The following is a 14,274-nucleotide window of genomic DNA, read 5'->3' on the forward strand; positions in this document are numbered from 1 at the left end:
GTCGGACCAATCCTGAGAGCGGCCCCAATGACCGCTCGCAACCACAAACCGGTCTAATCGCTAATGCCGTCGGATGACGGCTTTGAGCCCAAAGCAGACGTGGAGAAAAACGGCGATATGTGATAGCCAACAGGGAATAATTCAATGTTGAGTGCCAAATGGTTTGCAACCCCGTACCTAAGAAAGTCACCCATATTCCGGATTTCTTTGCCCTTGTTACCTGTCCTTTTTGCCGCGATCAGCAGGTTGTTTCCCACTGTGATTTAAAGAGCAAGGGCAGGCCAATTGATGGAACTGCGGAGTGGGTGTGCTCACTTTGCAAGGGCATTCCGCGAAAAGGGCAATTTGATTGAATTATCCCCCGGGGGCGGGGCTGATCTTCGAGGTCATACCCAGCGAGCAGCTATCGCCTCCATTGCAAACGGTAGACTGTGTGATCATCTGGAAGTCCTTTGAGGACCAAAGATCGTGCGGCCGCAAATTCGAACTCGTGATTTCCCCCAACTATGGCTCTAGTCACATCCGACACAAGAATTTCACCCGGATTGGCCGATGAAGTTATGCGAGCCGCTTTGTTGACCACGGTTCCGAAGAAGTCGCCACGCGCCAAAACAACGTCGCCGGTATGAATGCCAACTCGTAGGCCCAAGCGCGGTTCCACATCGCTCAAAGCCACGGCTTCCTGTATTTTGATCGCCGCCAGAAGCGCTTCAGACGCTGATTGGAAACTGGACAATGTCCCGTCTCCCAGCGACTTCACGAATTGCCCCCGATGTGTTGCGACAATACTCTCAACAGTCTGAAAATGCTGATCTATCAACGCCGACCAACCCTGATCTCCCATGGCCGCCGCGAGCATCGTACTGCCTTCGACATCAGTAAACAGCACCGAGGCCAAACCTTCTGCCTGAAGCAATTCCGGACCTTCTTCGAGCGCAGCTTTCACAAGAGTTTGAATGGCCAACTGTTCGCTACCTACAAAATCTATATTTGGGTAGGGAAGAGAGGCGTGACGATTAATGATCTTCCATGACGCACCCTCTAAGACGAACACCAGCACCGTGCGGACGATGTAATCATCTCGAAGCCCGGGAAACCCAACCCGATGTAGAAAAGCAGACCAGCCCGTCTCTCCGTTCTCGAAGGCTTCGGCTTCGAGAACTTCCCACACATCTGGCTCTGGCATTTCGCCGATGAATTCGCCGACTCCATCGCGGACAACCTGACCTTTCCAAAACTCATTCTCGCCAGTTCCAATGAAGCGGAGATCGACCGAGTCGGAAAGGTAGTCCTTCAAAACGTGCGTATTTAGGGTCCTGATCGCCTCAAACCAGCGTTCTGTAACAGCAAGTATCTCAGGAGAAGCCTTGACCACAACTGATACTCCCAACACAGGCGAAACAAGCGTAAAGTAAATTCGTCGATCTGGAATTAGCCGTACTGAACTCTACCACCTTTATGCTGCCCACGCACAAGCATGTAATCAAGGAAGAAGATGGTAGAGGCGCCAAGCACACCTTGGACCATGCAGACCTGAGACAGAGTTGTTGAAGCTCCGTCTCGCCGGCGCACTTAGGGCTTGCTTCGAGTTTCAGCTTTGTCCGCATCGCGGTCGCTAGCGAAGTTTCGGCGAATGACCAAACCGAGCACGAACCGTCCTATTAGGCCGCTGACGATATCTGTAGTTTTGACTCCTGCAAATTTGAAATTTGCTTTGTGAATTAGGTCACATCTCAACGAGTTTCATTCTGATATTTTGTTAGTATCGAGGGAGATTTAATCATGAACATGGTTGCTGCACTCGCACTGCTATCTGCTCTTTTTTATTGTATTGCTATGGTCGCCATGAAGTCATGGTGGACACTACCCAGCCTGGGCGTGGCAACCATAATCGCTGTTGCCTTACTTACAGCTGGCGCATTCGAAGTTGCTGCTCTGGGGCATGAAAAACTGGGACTGATTTACGTGGCTGTAATGGGAGCTGAAGTCATAATTTTGGGTGTAGTCTCACATTTTTTCTTCGAAGAGGTGTACTCAGTCAAAGAAGCTGCCGGGATGGCACTAGTTCTTGTTGGAACAGCTGTCGCCTGGACTTAGCCCTTCGATTTCACAACGATCTTGCTGCTCAGCGACCTCTTTGAGCGCCCCTATAGTACGCATAGCAGACATTCACGTTTCGCAAGTTTAGGTCTGCCATCCGTCCATAAGCGGATATCTGACCAAATGACTACGATGTCCGCGTTGAGCCCTGAGCGGATATTGATACGTTGAAGCAACTAGCTGTCGCCGATAGAGTTTCATAGAGAGGTTTGCTGCTATGTACACCCTGATTGGCACTGTGGTTGTGGGCGGAGGTCAAGCTGGTCTTTCCGTTAGCTGGCACTTAAAGCAGGCTGGTTATGATCACGTTGTTTTGGACCGCGGGCAGATTGGCGATACATGGCGTAACCGTTGGGACTCGTTCTGCCTGGTCTCTCCTAACAAACTCTGCCGACTTCCAGGTTTCCATTACGATGGGGATGATCCCGATGGTTTCATGCTCCGCGATGAGATCGTCAAGTACATCGAAGACTATGCGAGCAGTTTTGGTCCGCCCTATCGAGGGGGCGTCGAGGTGGCTAGAATCGAGGCAAGTGCAGGACCGGGTCGGTTCAAACTAACCACATCAGATGGCGAAATCAGAGCGCAGAACTTGATCGTCACCGTCGGCACGCATCAACACCCGAATTTACCAAGTTGGCATTACGATCTGCCCGAAAGGGTTACCGGCATACATACATGTGACTATCGCAACTCAGCGAGCCTACCGGATGGTGCGGTATTCATTATTGGAAGTGGTCAGTCAGGGTGTCAGGTCGCTGAGGACCTGCACTTATCCGGGCGCGACGTACATCTCGCTGTGGGCAGTGCTGGCCGCATCCCACGTCGCTATAGGGGGCGCGACATTTTTGAATGGGACTTGGCGACTGGGTACATGAACATGGCGGTAAAGGACCACCCCAAAGGGACAGCTATCCGGTTCAAAGCCCATCCACATCTCTCTGGGCGAGAGGGTGGTCGTATTATTGATCTGCGCCAGATGGCGCTCGACGGGGTCAAACTACACAGCAAGGTTGAGGGTGTTCAAGACGGGTGTCTGATTTTGGCGGGCGGACTTGAAAAGACGCTCAAGGCAGTGGACGATGTGTGTCGCGCGGAAATGGAGAGCATCGACACGTTTGTTGCGGAGAATGGACTCGATGATCCCAAGGAGATTGTTGTCCCGATCAACTGGCAGCCCAAACCTGAACCACCGTTCTTCGACTTGGCTGCAGCAAATGTTTCAACCGTCATATACGCAACTGGGTTTCACCGCGATTTTGGATGGATCGACTTGCCAGTCTTCGATGAAACTGGCTATCCACTATATGAGCGAGGTACTACGGATATAGCAGGCCTGTACTTCTGCGGACTGCATTGGATGCATACACAAGGGTCTGGCCTGTTTTATGGCGTGGGCGAGGACGCGGAGTATGTAGTTGATCACTTGATTTCCACTTCGAACAAATGAGGTGCGCGACAGCCTCGAGCCTAACTTGGTTCGAAGGTTTCCAACTGCAACTGGATCAGTTTTCGGACGTGTTTGCCGAGACGACTTGTGACTGAGATATAAGCCAGTTGACGAAAACCTTAGCCTCGGGACGCTGAAATTCTGCTTGCGTCTGGATGTAATAGACGCCGAAGAGTGGCTCAGAGAACAATTCAATCATCCGACCAGTTGACAGATCGTCCTCGAAAAAAGCTCTGGCAGAATACGTGATACCGTCACCCCGGCGAACCGCAGTCATGATTAGGTTTCCAGGCATGTGATTTATGGTCAATGGCTCGGCAGGAACAACCCCATGATAGGTGAACCAGTCGGCCGCCTCGTTGGTGCCCAGTTCCTGCAACCAGGGCAGCTTCGTTAAAGAGGCCGGGTCGCGCAGATCTTGGTCTTCCACCAGTGAAGGTGCTCCAATCACGACCATGTCGGAAACAAGGACAGTATCCTCTTCTTTTCTTGGCATGCGTCTATCGTGATACCGAATGGCGACATCGATACCACCGGGTTTTATCTGAACCAGTTCAGAAGTTGGGTTCAGCATCAAAGTGATCTCTGGATGTTGTTGTTGAAACTCTGCCATTCTCGGCAATAGCCACTCCACCGCAAATGCTGGTGACATTGTCACTTGAACGGGACGCTGCGCTGTGTGTTCTGCCAGTCGTTCGACACCCCTTCCAATGATTTCAAAGCCGATACCCAGTTCACGTGCAAGAATGATACCTGGCTCTGTCAACTCAATGCCGCGCCCACGTCTGGCAACTAGAGCTACACCCAAATGCCTTTCCAACGATTTCACCTGCTGGCTGACAGCCGCTTGGGTCACATTCAAGCGTTCAGCCGCCACGGTGTAACTTCCTGCTTCCGCAACTGCCGAGAAAGCGCGCAAAGCGTTCATCGGGGGAAGGTGCAACCAATCCATGCTGTAGTTTTTCTAATGTTTAGTTAGACTATTTGAGTCGCATGATATCGGCATTCTTGACATTATTCACAGTGAAATCTGCGCTGCTGTTCTAAAATATTGGAGCGGATGCTTTAGTACCGATGTCAACCTAGCCGCATGCCAGGAGATTTTGATACGATGGAAAAACTTCAAGGTGGATGTTACTGTGGTGCTGTTCGATACCAGATCGCGACACCACCTGTCTGGTCGGGACATTGCCATTGTCGTTCATGCCAAATGGCCCTTGGTGGCGCTTTTGGAACTTGGGCTAAGGTAGCCGCCGAAGACTTCGCCGTTGTCAAAGGCGAAATCCAACACATTGAGAAAACTTCGGGTATTCGCCGCGGGTTTTGTCGGGACTGTGGAACGACGTTGACCTATGCAGCCATAAATGAAGTTGAGGGCCAAGACTGGAGTGCTGACGCTTGGTTTTCTGCTGTGACGTTGGACGACCCTTCGATTGCGCAACCCAAGGCCCACGTCTTCGTATCACGTCAGCAGCCATGGATAAAACTCGACGACGGTCTCCCGACGTTTCCTGAGTTTTGATCAACTTTCCCGTCCAGAAAGAGGAGAAAATGATGAACACCGCATTTTCATATGCCTGCAAGGATTGCGAGGGCATGGATGCCTGCCCAGGCAAAGTGATCGCAGCGACCAAAGATGAAGTATGGAAACTCATGGAACTCCACGCGGTGGTCGCTCATGGAGAGGACCCCAGCTCGTGGGATGCCGACACTCGGGCATATCTGGGAACATTGATAAAACCAGCATGATCAAATCAGTTAAGCTTCGAACCCAATGATATTTCGGTTTGGATCGCTTGGTGACGAATGGCGGCTTTGTTGCGAAGGACCGGCTTGGGCTGCCAACCAGCCAATCATGTAAGCTGTAGGGATAGGTAGCTCTGTGCCCTGAGGAGACATGGTTAACCTTCTGGTTGATTGGTGAAAAGCAGCCTTTCTGCTAAAATGCCTCCGTGGAAAATGTGGGATGGGAGGAGAAATCATGTCTTGGAATGTTTCAGGGGAACTCGTCGAAACCTGCAATTGCAACATGCTTTGCCCATGCTGGTTCGGGCAAGCTGACCTTATGCTCTTGGACCAAGGGTATTGCGCGACGTCCCTGTTGATACGCATTAGCGAGGGCTCTCATGAAGGCGTGGACCTTTCTGGCCAAAACGCGATTGTCTCATTGCATTTCCCCGGGCCGACACTGTTCGACGCCAACGGCACCGGGCGAGTGTACATTGACGAAAACGCCAGCGATGCGCAGACGGCGGCATTGGAGACTATCTTGCAGGGTGCGTCCGGCGGCGGCATGGAGGTGCCGGCAAGCCTGTTGTCGACCTGGCTTCCGACCAAACGCGCCGGGATCAGCGTGACCGAGGCCGATGGCGAAATAACTGCAAGCGTGGCCGGTGTGGGCGAGATGAAATCCCGTCGCCTAGTCAATGACCTCGGCAACAAGATGAAACTGCAGAACGCCGCGTTCAGCCTCGCCTTCGGGCATGAGGGGCATGAAGGAGATCTGGCCCCCAGTGAAGGAACCACTTGGAACGACGCGGATATGCCCGTGACCTGGACGGGCCGGTCGGGTGTGGTCGGACAAGTCGCTTGGGCCGGCTGAGGCCGGGCCGGATCTTTAGGCCATCATAATGAATGCTGTAGGGGTCGCACGACGAGATCGGGCGCTGGTGTTGGCAGCGCTAGTCGCGCTCACGGCGCTGGCGTGGGCCTATACAATTTACCTCGGGCTTGGTTCGTCCTCGATGACGATGGTTGGCGACATGGCCATGCCGATGATGATGCAGTGGTCAGTCGCGGATTTTGTCTTCATGCTTATCATGTGGGCGGCGATGATGTTCGCGATGATGCTGCCTTCGGTTACACCCGCCGTAATGATCTACGAGCGGGTCCGCGCGAAGCGGGAGGAGGCAGGGCGACCCTTCGTGCCAACGGGCAGCTTCGTGGCGGGGTATCTGTTGGTTTGGCTGGGGTTCTCGCTGGTGGCGACTGTATTGAATTGGTGGCTGCACACTGGTGGCGCGCTTTCCTCAATGATGGGGAGGGTTGCGCCGACTGTGGGCGGCGTGATGTTGATACTTGCCGGGTTGTTCCAATGGACGCCGCTCAAGAACGCTTGCCTAGAGCATTGCCGCTCGCCCATGAGTTTTTTGATGGCTCATTGGCGCGAGGGAACCCTAGGTGCCGCGAAGATGGGGCTTCACCATGGGGCCTACTGTCTTGGCTGCTGCTGGATGCTGATGGTGCTGCTTTTTGTGTTGGGCGTCATGAACCTGCCGTGGGTTGCCGTACTTACAATCGTAGTTTTGGCAGAAAAGACGTTGCCATTCGGGCGGTTTCTGAGCCGCGGATTGGGCGTGGTTTTGATTGTCTGGGGCGGGTGGCTGATCACGCTCGCCTGAGGAAACGTTGGTGCATTCACAGGCTGGATAAATGCCACATCAGAGCGACTTTCAACACGTCACCGGACAAGCAATTTCTGCGGGAGTTTAAGTTCCGCTCCGAACCCTAAGCGGAAATAGGGGAACTGGTGTGCTAAACTGTTGCAAGACCATTCAGATTTTCTGGAGTTGGCAATGACTCACATCGATCACCTAAAATCGATATGCGAACTTAATGGGCTTCAAGTCGTCGATTTTGGTGCGGGTGATGGCGTCTAAGCCCCGCGCCGCCCGGGGATGGACGATAAACAGACAATAGACGGACGCGGGGCGGTAGTCAGAGGAGCTCAACCTACCAAAACATTCCCTAGTCTAGGAACGTCACGCTTTTATGACAGTTTAACGACAGTCTATTCACTCTTGGAGCTGGCCCATCCATGTCTGGAGCTACAAATTCGTGCATTGCCGGACATATTCTGAAAGGCGCAGACCGTGTATTCAGAGGCGTCAATCGGCCTCGCGAGGTTTCAGACACCGCTTGAGGGGTTCTCGATGGAACATAGCACCAGCCATCCAACCAATGCAGTCCGACGTCTGTTTCGAGCCCAAACCTGACCGGTTTCATTCCAGTACCCGCGCCTAAACGAATGATTGCCAATCGCCTAATGCAATTGAGCGTTATGTGAAAATTTCGTAAGAAAAGACCTCTAAGTCTTCCTCAAAACCTCGCAAAGAATGCCGCCCCATTTTTTTCGGCTCTTCAGATACCAAGTTCACAAAATCGCCCGTTGCTAAAAGCCGCGCCTCCAGTTTTCGCGTCAGGCCCTCTAACCTGCTGGCTATCGCGACTGATGGGCCAGTTACCGTAAAGTCCAAGCGCTTTTCAGTGCCAACATTCCCGTAGACAGCCGCCCCAGTGTGCAAACCAACCCCAAATTCAGCACGTTCTAGTGGATCAAGTTCTTCATTCCGTTGGAACGCTTCACGCGCCGCGGACAGGGCAGCTTCGCACATGTCTTCGGGTAGTCTTCGTTGACCATCAAAAGGAAAGATCGCAAGCAATCCATCGCCAACGAATTTAAGAACCTCTCCGCCGTGATCGTGTACCGCCCCACCGACACAATCGAAGAATTGGTTGACCGTCGCGACATATTTTTCCGATGACAAGCGCTGGCTCAAAGCCGTAGAGCCGCGCATGTCGCTGAACAAGAGAGCACAGTCAATTATGCTGACATCTCCCCGGGCTATTTGACCGTTCAGTACGGATCGACCGGACAACTTGCCTAGATAGACCTCCATCAACTCAGCTGCCAAGAACTGCTCCGACAATACACGCGCTGCACCAAGCAAAGGCAAAGATAGCCGCGACAGACCATCTACCTCACGGGCTGTGAAGCCAGAACGACGTTTTGTAGCAAAAGATACAGACGCGCCCAAAGCCCACTCCATCTCTCCGTCAAAGACAACGGTACGATTGCCGAATGGCGCACTGCATACGACATAGTCGGTGACACCTGCTTCAGCGAGTTTTCGGAAAAGCGGAAATTTGTTACGGGTCGCTTGGTCTGTCAGATTTGCTCGCATGAAAGGAAACTTGATTGTGCCGTTCGCAAGTCCGTCCGCCAAGTCCCAAACTTCCTCATTAAAGTGCTGTTTCGCAATCTCATTGGCCAATTTCGAATTCTCTCCGAAGGGTGCTTTGTCGAAGAGATCAGCCGTTACCGAGCTGCGTGGAAGAACGGTCCATTCAATACGATGGTTCGATGCATCCCACGTTGCATCGAGCAATCCAATTACAGGGTGCATCATCAGGCGGCCCAAGGAAACACGCGTGACCGGCACGCCACCATCGATCAGCCTGTTACTTAACTGCTCGACTAGTCCACCAAGATCAGCATCAAAAAAGGCCAGCTTTTGCAGCCAATCTGCAATGCGATCGAAAACATCCGCCATCACTTACACCTCCACCATCATCTTGTTACAGCCGAAGGCTCGTGTCATTCGGTTTGTCTTCGAACGCTCAATTCTCTAGCGATGGGTTTGAAAATTCTCACGCGCGTTCGTTCGCGATATTGGCCAAAACCTGTTAATTTTTCGAGCTTCGAAAAAGTGCCAGGCGCAACAGTCGAAAGAGAAACGTGACTATTCAACTCTAAAGTACTCTTTCCAAGGTCCTGTGCAGCGGTGCAACTAACGGCCGCTTTGTCCGCAATGCAGTCATTGAGCGTAGGTGAGCGAACGTCTGCCTCGAGCCCAGAGCGGCCGCACTCGTTAAAGCCATTTGGTTTGACAACGCCCCTATGACCAGTAAGTCTCGAAGAGTTGAGACCCGCCATTCTGCGAGACCCAAAATTGGCATCCTGAGAGTATTTGGGGAGAAACAGAAACAACATGTCACGCCGTTTTGCGTTCATTCAGGCAGCCGATCTGGTGGATTACTCATTAATGATGGCGCAGGACGAAAGCGCTGCAATCGACTTGGTCCATGAATTGCGTGACAAACTCTTCGAGCCAATTGTCGCAAAGCATGAAGGTGAAGTTCTAAAACGGATGGGTGACGGCTGGATTGTGGCCTATCCAAATGCCGCGTCGACCGTTCTTGCGGCTCTGGAAGTGCAGAGCGGCCTTGCGGAACACCCGAACACTCGACTGCGCATGGGCATCCATATGGGTGATATCGTAAAAGATGAAACCGACTTGTACGGAACAGGCATAAACATTGCTTGTCGTCTGCAGACCGAGGCGCCGCCTGGGGGCGTTCTAATTTCCGCCGATGTCTACAATCAGCTATCAGAAAAACAATGCGCGGGTTTCTCGGATGCGGGCAGTTTCAAGCTAAAGAATATCCCTCGCCCAATTCAGTGCTTCCAGTGGCGGCCAGATAAATTAACCGTCAGCAGCCGCTCCAACGAGGTGCCTACTATAGGAGTTGAAAGGCTTGTTGCCGCACCGCCTGACGAAGAAACCAAGGCTGCCGCTGAGGATTTGCACGAGCAGATTGTCTACGGATTGTCCCGGCGTACGGGGATCAAGGTGCGCGACATGTCCATCGGCACGACAGGAAGAACAACTTACAACCTTCGCGGCAGGTTCCGCCGGTCGGGTAACCGGGCAAGGGTCAATCTCTCGCTGGTGCTTCTTGACGACGCCGCAACGGTTTGGGCAGATGTTTTTGAGGATGAAGCCACTGATCTTTTTGCATTCACGGATGAAGTGGCTGGGGAAGTTGACGCAAAGTTGCGGTTGTTCGTCAACTCACTGGACAACAACCGTATTGGTGAAATCCCAGATGAAAATCTAAGCGTTTCAGAACTGCGCACCCGTGCGGCAGGCCTCTTTTATGAATGCACGATACCGGATCTTGAACGGTGCGTATCTGTGATGGACCGCGCCAGACGCCTGAGCCCTAGGGACGGTATGAGCCAATGTATGTGGGCCATTGGAGTGCTCCAGCGATACAAAGTGAGGTTCGAAGCTGTTGAAGGCGAAACTTTGGACGAGCTTTCGCGTGCGCTTGATCTTGCCGTCGAGTTATTGCCGCAAAGCGACTTCGCGTTCTTTGCAAGATGCATGTTTCGAAGCCTGACCGAGCGTGACCCCACTAAAGTGATGTCAGACGCGAAGGCGTGTTACAATCTCAGTCCGAATTATCCGCAAGCGCATATAGGGCTGGGTTACGCATATACTCTGGCTCAAGAGTATCAGAAAGCAGCCGCCGCAATACGTAAGGGTACCGAACTTCGAAATGACCCGTTCTGGACGTACCGCAGACTGCAAATGGCTGTAGCAGAGTATTGTGGTGCGGATTACGAAGAAGCAGTATCCACTCTGCGCGAGATGATTGACCTCAAGCCAAGCGTTCGAGGCTTTCGTAAGCTGCTTATCCTATCGCTTTGGCAACTCGGACACCACGATGAAGCCCGAAAAGAAAAAGCTTTGGCGGCTCAACTAGAAGACGGTGAGAACTTTTTCGTCCAAGAACCAATACTGCCTGACACTCACTTGTGGTTAAGAGAAGCGTTGGCCCCTGGTTCTGGTGATGTGCTGCGGTTTGTTGAATGACAGCTTAGTTCGCAAAACGGTCACTGCCATGTTTTCCGCCCACGTCTGCCCTAGTCAAAGCAGCCGTTGACGCTGGAACCTCTTCAAACGCCCAGAGCCCTCGCATTTCAGACGAAGCTAACTGGCTTCAGATAAGGGCCGATGCATAGTTTGCTGCAGAAGCACTATAAAGGGCGTAGGCAATCAAAACTAAAAGAACGAAAACTGGTCCAGCAATTTCAAAGAAAGCTCGTACAGGTGTTTGAGAGCTTTTCCCAACTGAGACATATTGGGAGAGATTACTTTCTGTTTGGAATAGCTTCCATTTACTCAGGTTTACCATATTCAACTCGCACAAAAACAACGGTTAAAAATTAGCACTCGTAGCCCTGATCGCATAAGGATATCGTGTTTTTCAGAGATTGTACGGCCCAGATGGCAAGATGAGTGCACATTCACGATCCAACAACACGCATTTTTAACCTTTGCGGGAATGTTTGGTGTTTTTAGACCATTTGGGACACCACTCCTCAAACTTCCAAACTTAGGAAAGACTTGTCGCGATCTGGACAATTGGAGCGTACTTTCACTCAAACCGTCTGCTTTGTCCGCAGAGCAGACACTTGTTGGGATTGCGTCAATGACGGCTTCGAGCCCAATCCGGAAGCACTTCGGTGCTGATGCTCGCAAATGCAGCAATCCGAGCGCCAAAATTGCTAGCCGCGTCGCAGAGAGAAAAGCGGCCGTTCGTTCACGGCGCAGCGAGATTTGCAGCATCTATTTCCGCTCTGCGGACTTGGCTGCCATTTGGATGGGCAAGGTCAGAGAGTTTTGCTCGTGACGAGTTAGTTCCGGAGATGTTCCGCGAAGAAGCTAAGCGCACCCTGAAAAACCGACAAACGTTCACCCTTGCTAGTCAACGTGGAGGCGCCCGAGGGGTAGAAATGCCCGTGTGACGGAACCCACGACAAGATGTACTGGGCGCCAATTTCATCAAGTTTGCCAAAAAGCGGAACTAGTTCCGTCTCAACGACTTCATAGTCAAATTGAGCCAAATGGAAAAGAGCTGGCGGAACCTCCGTTTTGTCCGTCAGCAACCGATCCATGTCGAACACCGACGGGTAACCAGAGTTTACGACGATTGCCGCCACATCCTCTTTCATCCCGTAGGCAACATTAACGGTCGTCACCGCCCCGGCCGAGAAGCCAAGTAACCCAATTCGCTCAGGATCAACGCCGAAGGTATCACTCTCCGCCTTGACATAGCGGATGGCTTTCCGGAGGTCTTCAGCCGCAGCGATAACCGCATTTTTCATGATCGGTACGACGGTTTCTTGGGTCACGTCTTCCAGACCCATCTGGCGCCGGATAATGTTTACCTGAGTGATCGCAGCCTGCGATTTGAAAAACTCCACGTCGAGATCATCTTCGGTGAAGCCTTCGTAAGGAGCAATCACTGGATTGTCCGGCGCGACGCGGTACGTGATTGTGAAGCAAACGTACCCTTCAGAGGCAAATCGCTGTGCATACTGGCTCATCGTCGTGGTCTGCGCGCCAATACCGACGTAGGGAATGCGTGGATTGCCGCGGTGGAAGCTGCCTCCATAGGTCAGAATGATCGCCGGGCGCGGACCAGCCGTCTCTTCGAGTGGATGATATACGTCCATCCACAATTCCTTGACGCCTTCCTGGCCGTCGGTGAGCACTGCACCGTGGCCAAAGACCACTTCGGTCTCAACTCTGTATTGCACCACAGAGGGGGAGCCATCTGTGTAATAACTACCCTGAGCCAACGCGCAGTTACTTCCTATGAACGCAAGCACAAAGGCGAAAATCGTAAGCTTCATTTCAATGGCTCCGTGGTTTTGTTGCCGGTGACATTGGAATTCCGTAAATCATAGATGGAGCCCGCGTCAATTCTAAGCGCCGCGGCAGATGCATGGTCCGCTCTGGGCTCCGAGCTGCCTTGCGGCAATGCGGCGGGTCAAGCTGCGCCCCATTCCCTAAAGCAGACATAGCGAAAACCAAGATGATCTGGCGTTTACATCAGCTTGGCCGAATACGCCGACATTCAGCTTTCGGAAGCTGTCGATCGCACAAATCGGACTAACCGACCGCACCGAGCCCAAAAAGGTCATTCATTTTGCGTGCGGCATACCGTGGTATTTGCCAGATGCGAACGTTCGTTTCTCTAATGGCCCACGGTTGCCGTCGCGCCTATCGGGCGTCATGCGAGTCGGCAAGTTTTGCAACGACGAAGAGCCATCGGCGAAGTGGCGACTTCACCTCAAGTTAGGTGGAAATACTGGACGACTTGCGTTCAGTTAGCTCTGATTTCCCAAGCCGAAGTATCTAGCTCGCGACACCAAAAAGTGCTGGCGATTGCTTACTGCAACCACTCGCAAACATCTGACCTTTCAAGAAAGCGCCTGATTTCGTTGATTGCGGCCACTTCTTTAAGGAAAAACGGTTTTCGCGTCGGACCGACATCGTGTCCTAGAATCTCAAGGGTGGCCTTTACGCCTGGGAGCACTCCGGTGGTCATTAGAATGTCAACATAATCTTGAGATATCGCCTGCAATCTTCTGGCTTCCTCAAGATTGTGCGCTTCAAGCGAAGTTCGAAGCGCCACGTATAGTTTTCCAAGAGCGTTATACGTAGTGCCGATGCCGCCGTCGCATCCAAGAGCGCCAGCGCCAAGGAACATTTCGTCAAAACCAAAGAAACATGTCAGATCCGGGCGCGATTTCCGGATGGTCGATAGCTTATAAAGATCACTAGATGTAAATTTAATGCCTGTCACGTTTGGCAGATCGGCAAGGCGAATAATCAGTTCGAGCGGAATTGCTCTGTGTGTTCTTAGTGGGATTTCGTAGACTATGAAGGGCAGCGACGTCACAGAGGCCAATTCTCTGTAGTACTCATAGATCTCTTCATCTGAGAATGGGTAGGCATGAGGCGGCAGTGCAGATAGTGCGTCAAACCCAAGCTTTTCCGCCTGTCTGGCGAGTGTCACTGAGTCTCTTGTGCTCGGAACTCCTACATGTGCGATGATTTTGCCGAATTGCGGCCGTCGGGCCGCCGCAACAACGCGCTGCTGTTCGGACAATTCGTCGGTGGACATTAGGGCCGACTCGCCGCTGCTGCCTCCAATATAAAGGCCAGTCAGCCCCTGTTGTCCCACATAGTCCAGAATGTTGCGCTGCCGAATTGCGCTGAAAGATCCGTCAGCCTCGAACCCACTAATAAGTGCTGCGTACATGCCTGCCAGTCGCTTCATCACTTCGGATTCCTTCCAGAGTT

At 52.4% G+C, this 14,274-nt stretch carries 12 protein-coding genes; 7 read left to right on the top strand and 5 right to left on the bottom strand.

Going from position 1 to position 14,274, the window contains the following annotated elements:
• Positions 1–403 precede the first annotated feature (403 nt).
• On the bottom strand, positions 404–1,375 hold the full coding sequence (locus ACR0CG_RS21295) for an adenylate/guanylate cyclase domain-containing protein (RefSeq protein WP_170384165.1): 972 nt from the start codon (positions 1,373–1,375) through the stop codon (positions 404–406).
• Between the two features lie 407 nt (positions 1,376–1,782).
• Between ACR0CG_RS21295 and ACR0CG_RS21300 the strand changes: the two genes are divergently transcribed.
• Together ACR0CG_RS21300 and ACR0CG_RS21305 are read left to right on the top strand one after the other, a co-directional pair.
• Complete coding sequence (locus tag ACR0CG_RS21300) at positions 1,783–2,097, top strand: hypothetical protein (protein WP_170383373.1); 315 nt, start codon at positions 1,783–1,785, stop codon at positions 2,095–2,097.
• Positions 2,098–2,317: 220 nt separating this feature from the next.
• On the top strand, positions 2,318–3,550 hold the full coding sequence (locus tag ACR0CG_RS21305) for a flavin-containing monooxygenase (protein WP_480527378.1): 1,233 nt from the start codon (positions 2,318–2,320) through the stop codon (positions 3,548–3,550).
• A 55-nt stretch (positions 3,551–3,605) separates the two neighbouring features.
• Here the strand turns inward: ACR0CG_RS21305 and ACR0CG_RS21310 are convergent, their stop codons facing one another.
• On the bottom strand, positions 3,606–4,502 hold the full coding sequence (locus ACR0CG_RS21310; RefSeq protein WP_170383377.1) for a LysR family transcriptional regulator: 897 nt from the start codon (positions 4,500–4,502) through the stop codon (positions 3,606–3,608).
• Between the two features lie 159 nt (positions 4,503–4,661).
• Between ACR0CG_RS21310 and ACR0CG_RS21315 the strand changes: the two genes are divergently transcribed.
• The 4 genes from ACR0CG_RS21315 (at position 4,662) to ACR0CG_RS21330 (ending at position 6,951) form a co-directional block, all read left to right on the top strand.
• Positions 4,662–5,072 carry a GFA family protein gene (locus ACR0CG_RS21315; protein ID WP_170383379.1) on the top strand — a complete coding sequence of 137 codons (411 nt, stop codon included), beginning with the start codon at positions 4,662–4,664 and terminating at the stop codon, positions 5,070–5,072.
• A 29-nt stretch (positions 5,073–5,101) separates the two neighbouring features.
• Positions 5,102–5,299 carry a DUF1059 domain-containing protein gene (locus ACR0CG_RS21320; RefSeq protein WP_480527381.1) on the top strand — a complete coding sequence of 66 codons (198 nt, stop codon included), beginning with the start codon at positions 5,102–5,104 and terminating at the stop codon, positions 5,297–5,299.
• 232 nt (positions 5,300–5,531) lie between these two features.
• Entirely contained in the window at positions 5,532–6,152 is a 621-nt protein-coding gene (locus ACR0CG_RS21325; protein ID WP_170383382.1) for a DUF1326 domain-containing protein, read from the top strand.
• Positions 6,153–6,180: 28 nt separating this feature from the next.
• A complete protein-coding gene (locus ACR0CG_RS21330; protein WP_170383384.1) occupies positions 6,181–6,951 on the top strand; it encodes a DUF2182 domain-containing protein in 771 nt (256 codons plus the stop codon).
• Between the two features lie 657 nt (positions 6,952–7,608).
• Here the strand turns inward: ACR0CG_RS21330 and ACR0CG_RS21335 are convergent.
• Positions 7,609–8,883 carry an adenylate/guanylate cyclase domain-containing protein gene (locus tag ACR0CG_RS21335; RefSeq protein WP_170383386.1) on the bottom strand — a complete coding sequence of 425 codons (1,275 nt, stop codon included), beginning with the start codon at positions 8,881–8,883 and terminating at the stop codon, positions 7,609–7,611.
• 438 nt (positions 8,884–9,321) lie between these two features.
• On the opposite strand from ACR0CG_RS21335, the gene ACR0CG_RS21340 reads away from it, so the two are divergent.
• Positions 9,322–10,992 carry an adenylate/guanylate cyclase domain-containing protein gene (locus ACR0CG_RS21340; RefSeq protein WP_170756998.1) on the top strand — a complete coding sequence of 557 codons (1,671 nt, stop codon included), beginning with the start codon at positions 9,322–9,324 and terminating at the stop codon, positions 10,990–10,992.
• 824 nt (positions 10,993–11,816) lie between these two features.
• Here the strand turns inward: ACR0CG_RS21340 and ACR0CG_RS21345 are convergent.
• Both ACR0CG_RS21345 and ACR0CG_RS21350 read right to left on the bottom strand, forming a co-directional pair.
• Positions 11,817–12,818 (bottom strand): alpha/beta hydrolase, encoded by a 1,002-nt coding sequence (locus ACR0CG_RS21345; RefSeq protein ID WP_480527384.1) that lies wholly within the window; start codon positions 12,816–12,818, stop codon positions 11,817–11,819.
• Between the two features lie 539 nt (positions 12,819–13,357).
• Positions 13,358–14,251 (bottom strand): dihydrodipicolinate synthase family protein, encoded by an 894-nt coding sequence (locus ACR0CG_RS21350; protein ID WP_480527385.1) that lies wholly within the window; start codon positions 14,249–14,251, stop codon positions 13,358–13,360.
• Positions 14,252–14,274 lie beyond the last annotated feature (23 nt).

It is taken from the genome of Ruegeria sp. AB8 (genome assembly GCF_056542605.1).

Coding starts and splice junctions, on each gene's coding strand:
- ACR0CG_RS21315 (WP_170383379.1), top strand. CDS start 4,662: ATGGAAAAACTTCAAGGTGGATGTTACTGTGGTGCTGTTCGATACCAG.
- ACR0CG_RS21340 (WP_170756998.1), top strand. CDS start 9,322: ATGTCACGCCGTTTTGCGTTCATTCAGGCAGCCGATCTGGTGGATTAC.
- ACR0CG_RS21305 (WP_480527378.1), top strand. CDS start 2,318: ATGTACACCCTGATTGGCACTGTGGTTGTGGGCGGAGGTCAAGCTGGT.
- ACR0CG_RS21325 (WP_170383382.1), top strand. CDS start 5,532: ATGTCTTGGAATGTTTCAGGGGAACTCGTCGAAACCTGCAATTGCAAC.
- ACR0CG_RS21310 (WP_170383377.1), bottom strand. CDS start 4,502: ATGGATTGGTTGCACCTTCCCCCGATGAACGCTTTGCGCGCTTTCTCG.
- ACR0CG_RS21345 (WP_480527384.1), bottom strand. CDS start 12,818: ATGAAGCTTACGATTTTCGCCTTTGTGCTTGCGTTCATAGGAAGTAAC.
- ACR0CG_RS21335 (WP_170383386.1), bottom strand. CDS start 8,883: ATGGCGGATGTTTTCGATCGCATTGCAGATTGGCTGCAAAAGCTGGCC.
- ACR0CG_RS21350 (WP_480527385.1), bottom strand. CDS start 14,251: ATGAAGCGACTGGCAGGCATGTACGCAGCACTTATTAGTGGGTTCGAG.
- ACR0CG_RS21320 (WP_480527381.1), top strand. CDS start 5,102: ATGATGAACACCGCATTTTCATATGCCTGCAAGGATTGCGAGGGCATG.
- ACR0CG_RS21330 (WP_170383384.1), top strand. CDS start 6,181: ATGAATGCTGTAGGGGTCGCACGACGAGATCGGGCGCTGGTGTTGGCA.
- ACR0CG_RS21300 (WP_170383373.1), top strand. CDS start 1,783: ATGAACATGGTTGCTGCACTCGCACTGCTATCTGCTCTTTTTTATTGT.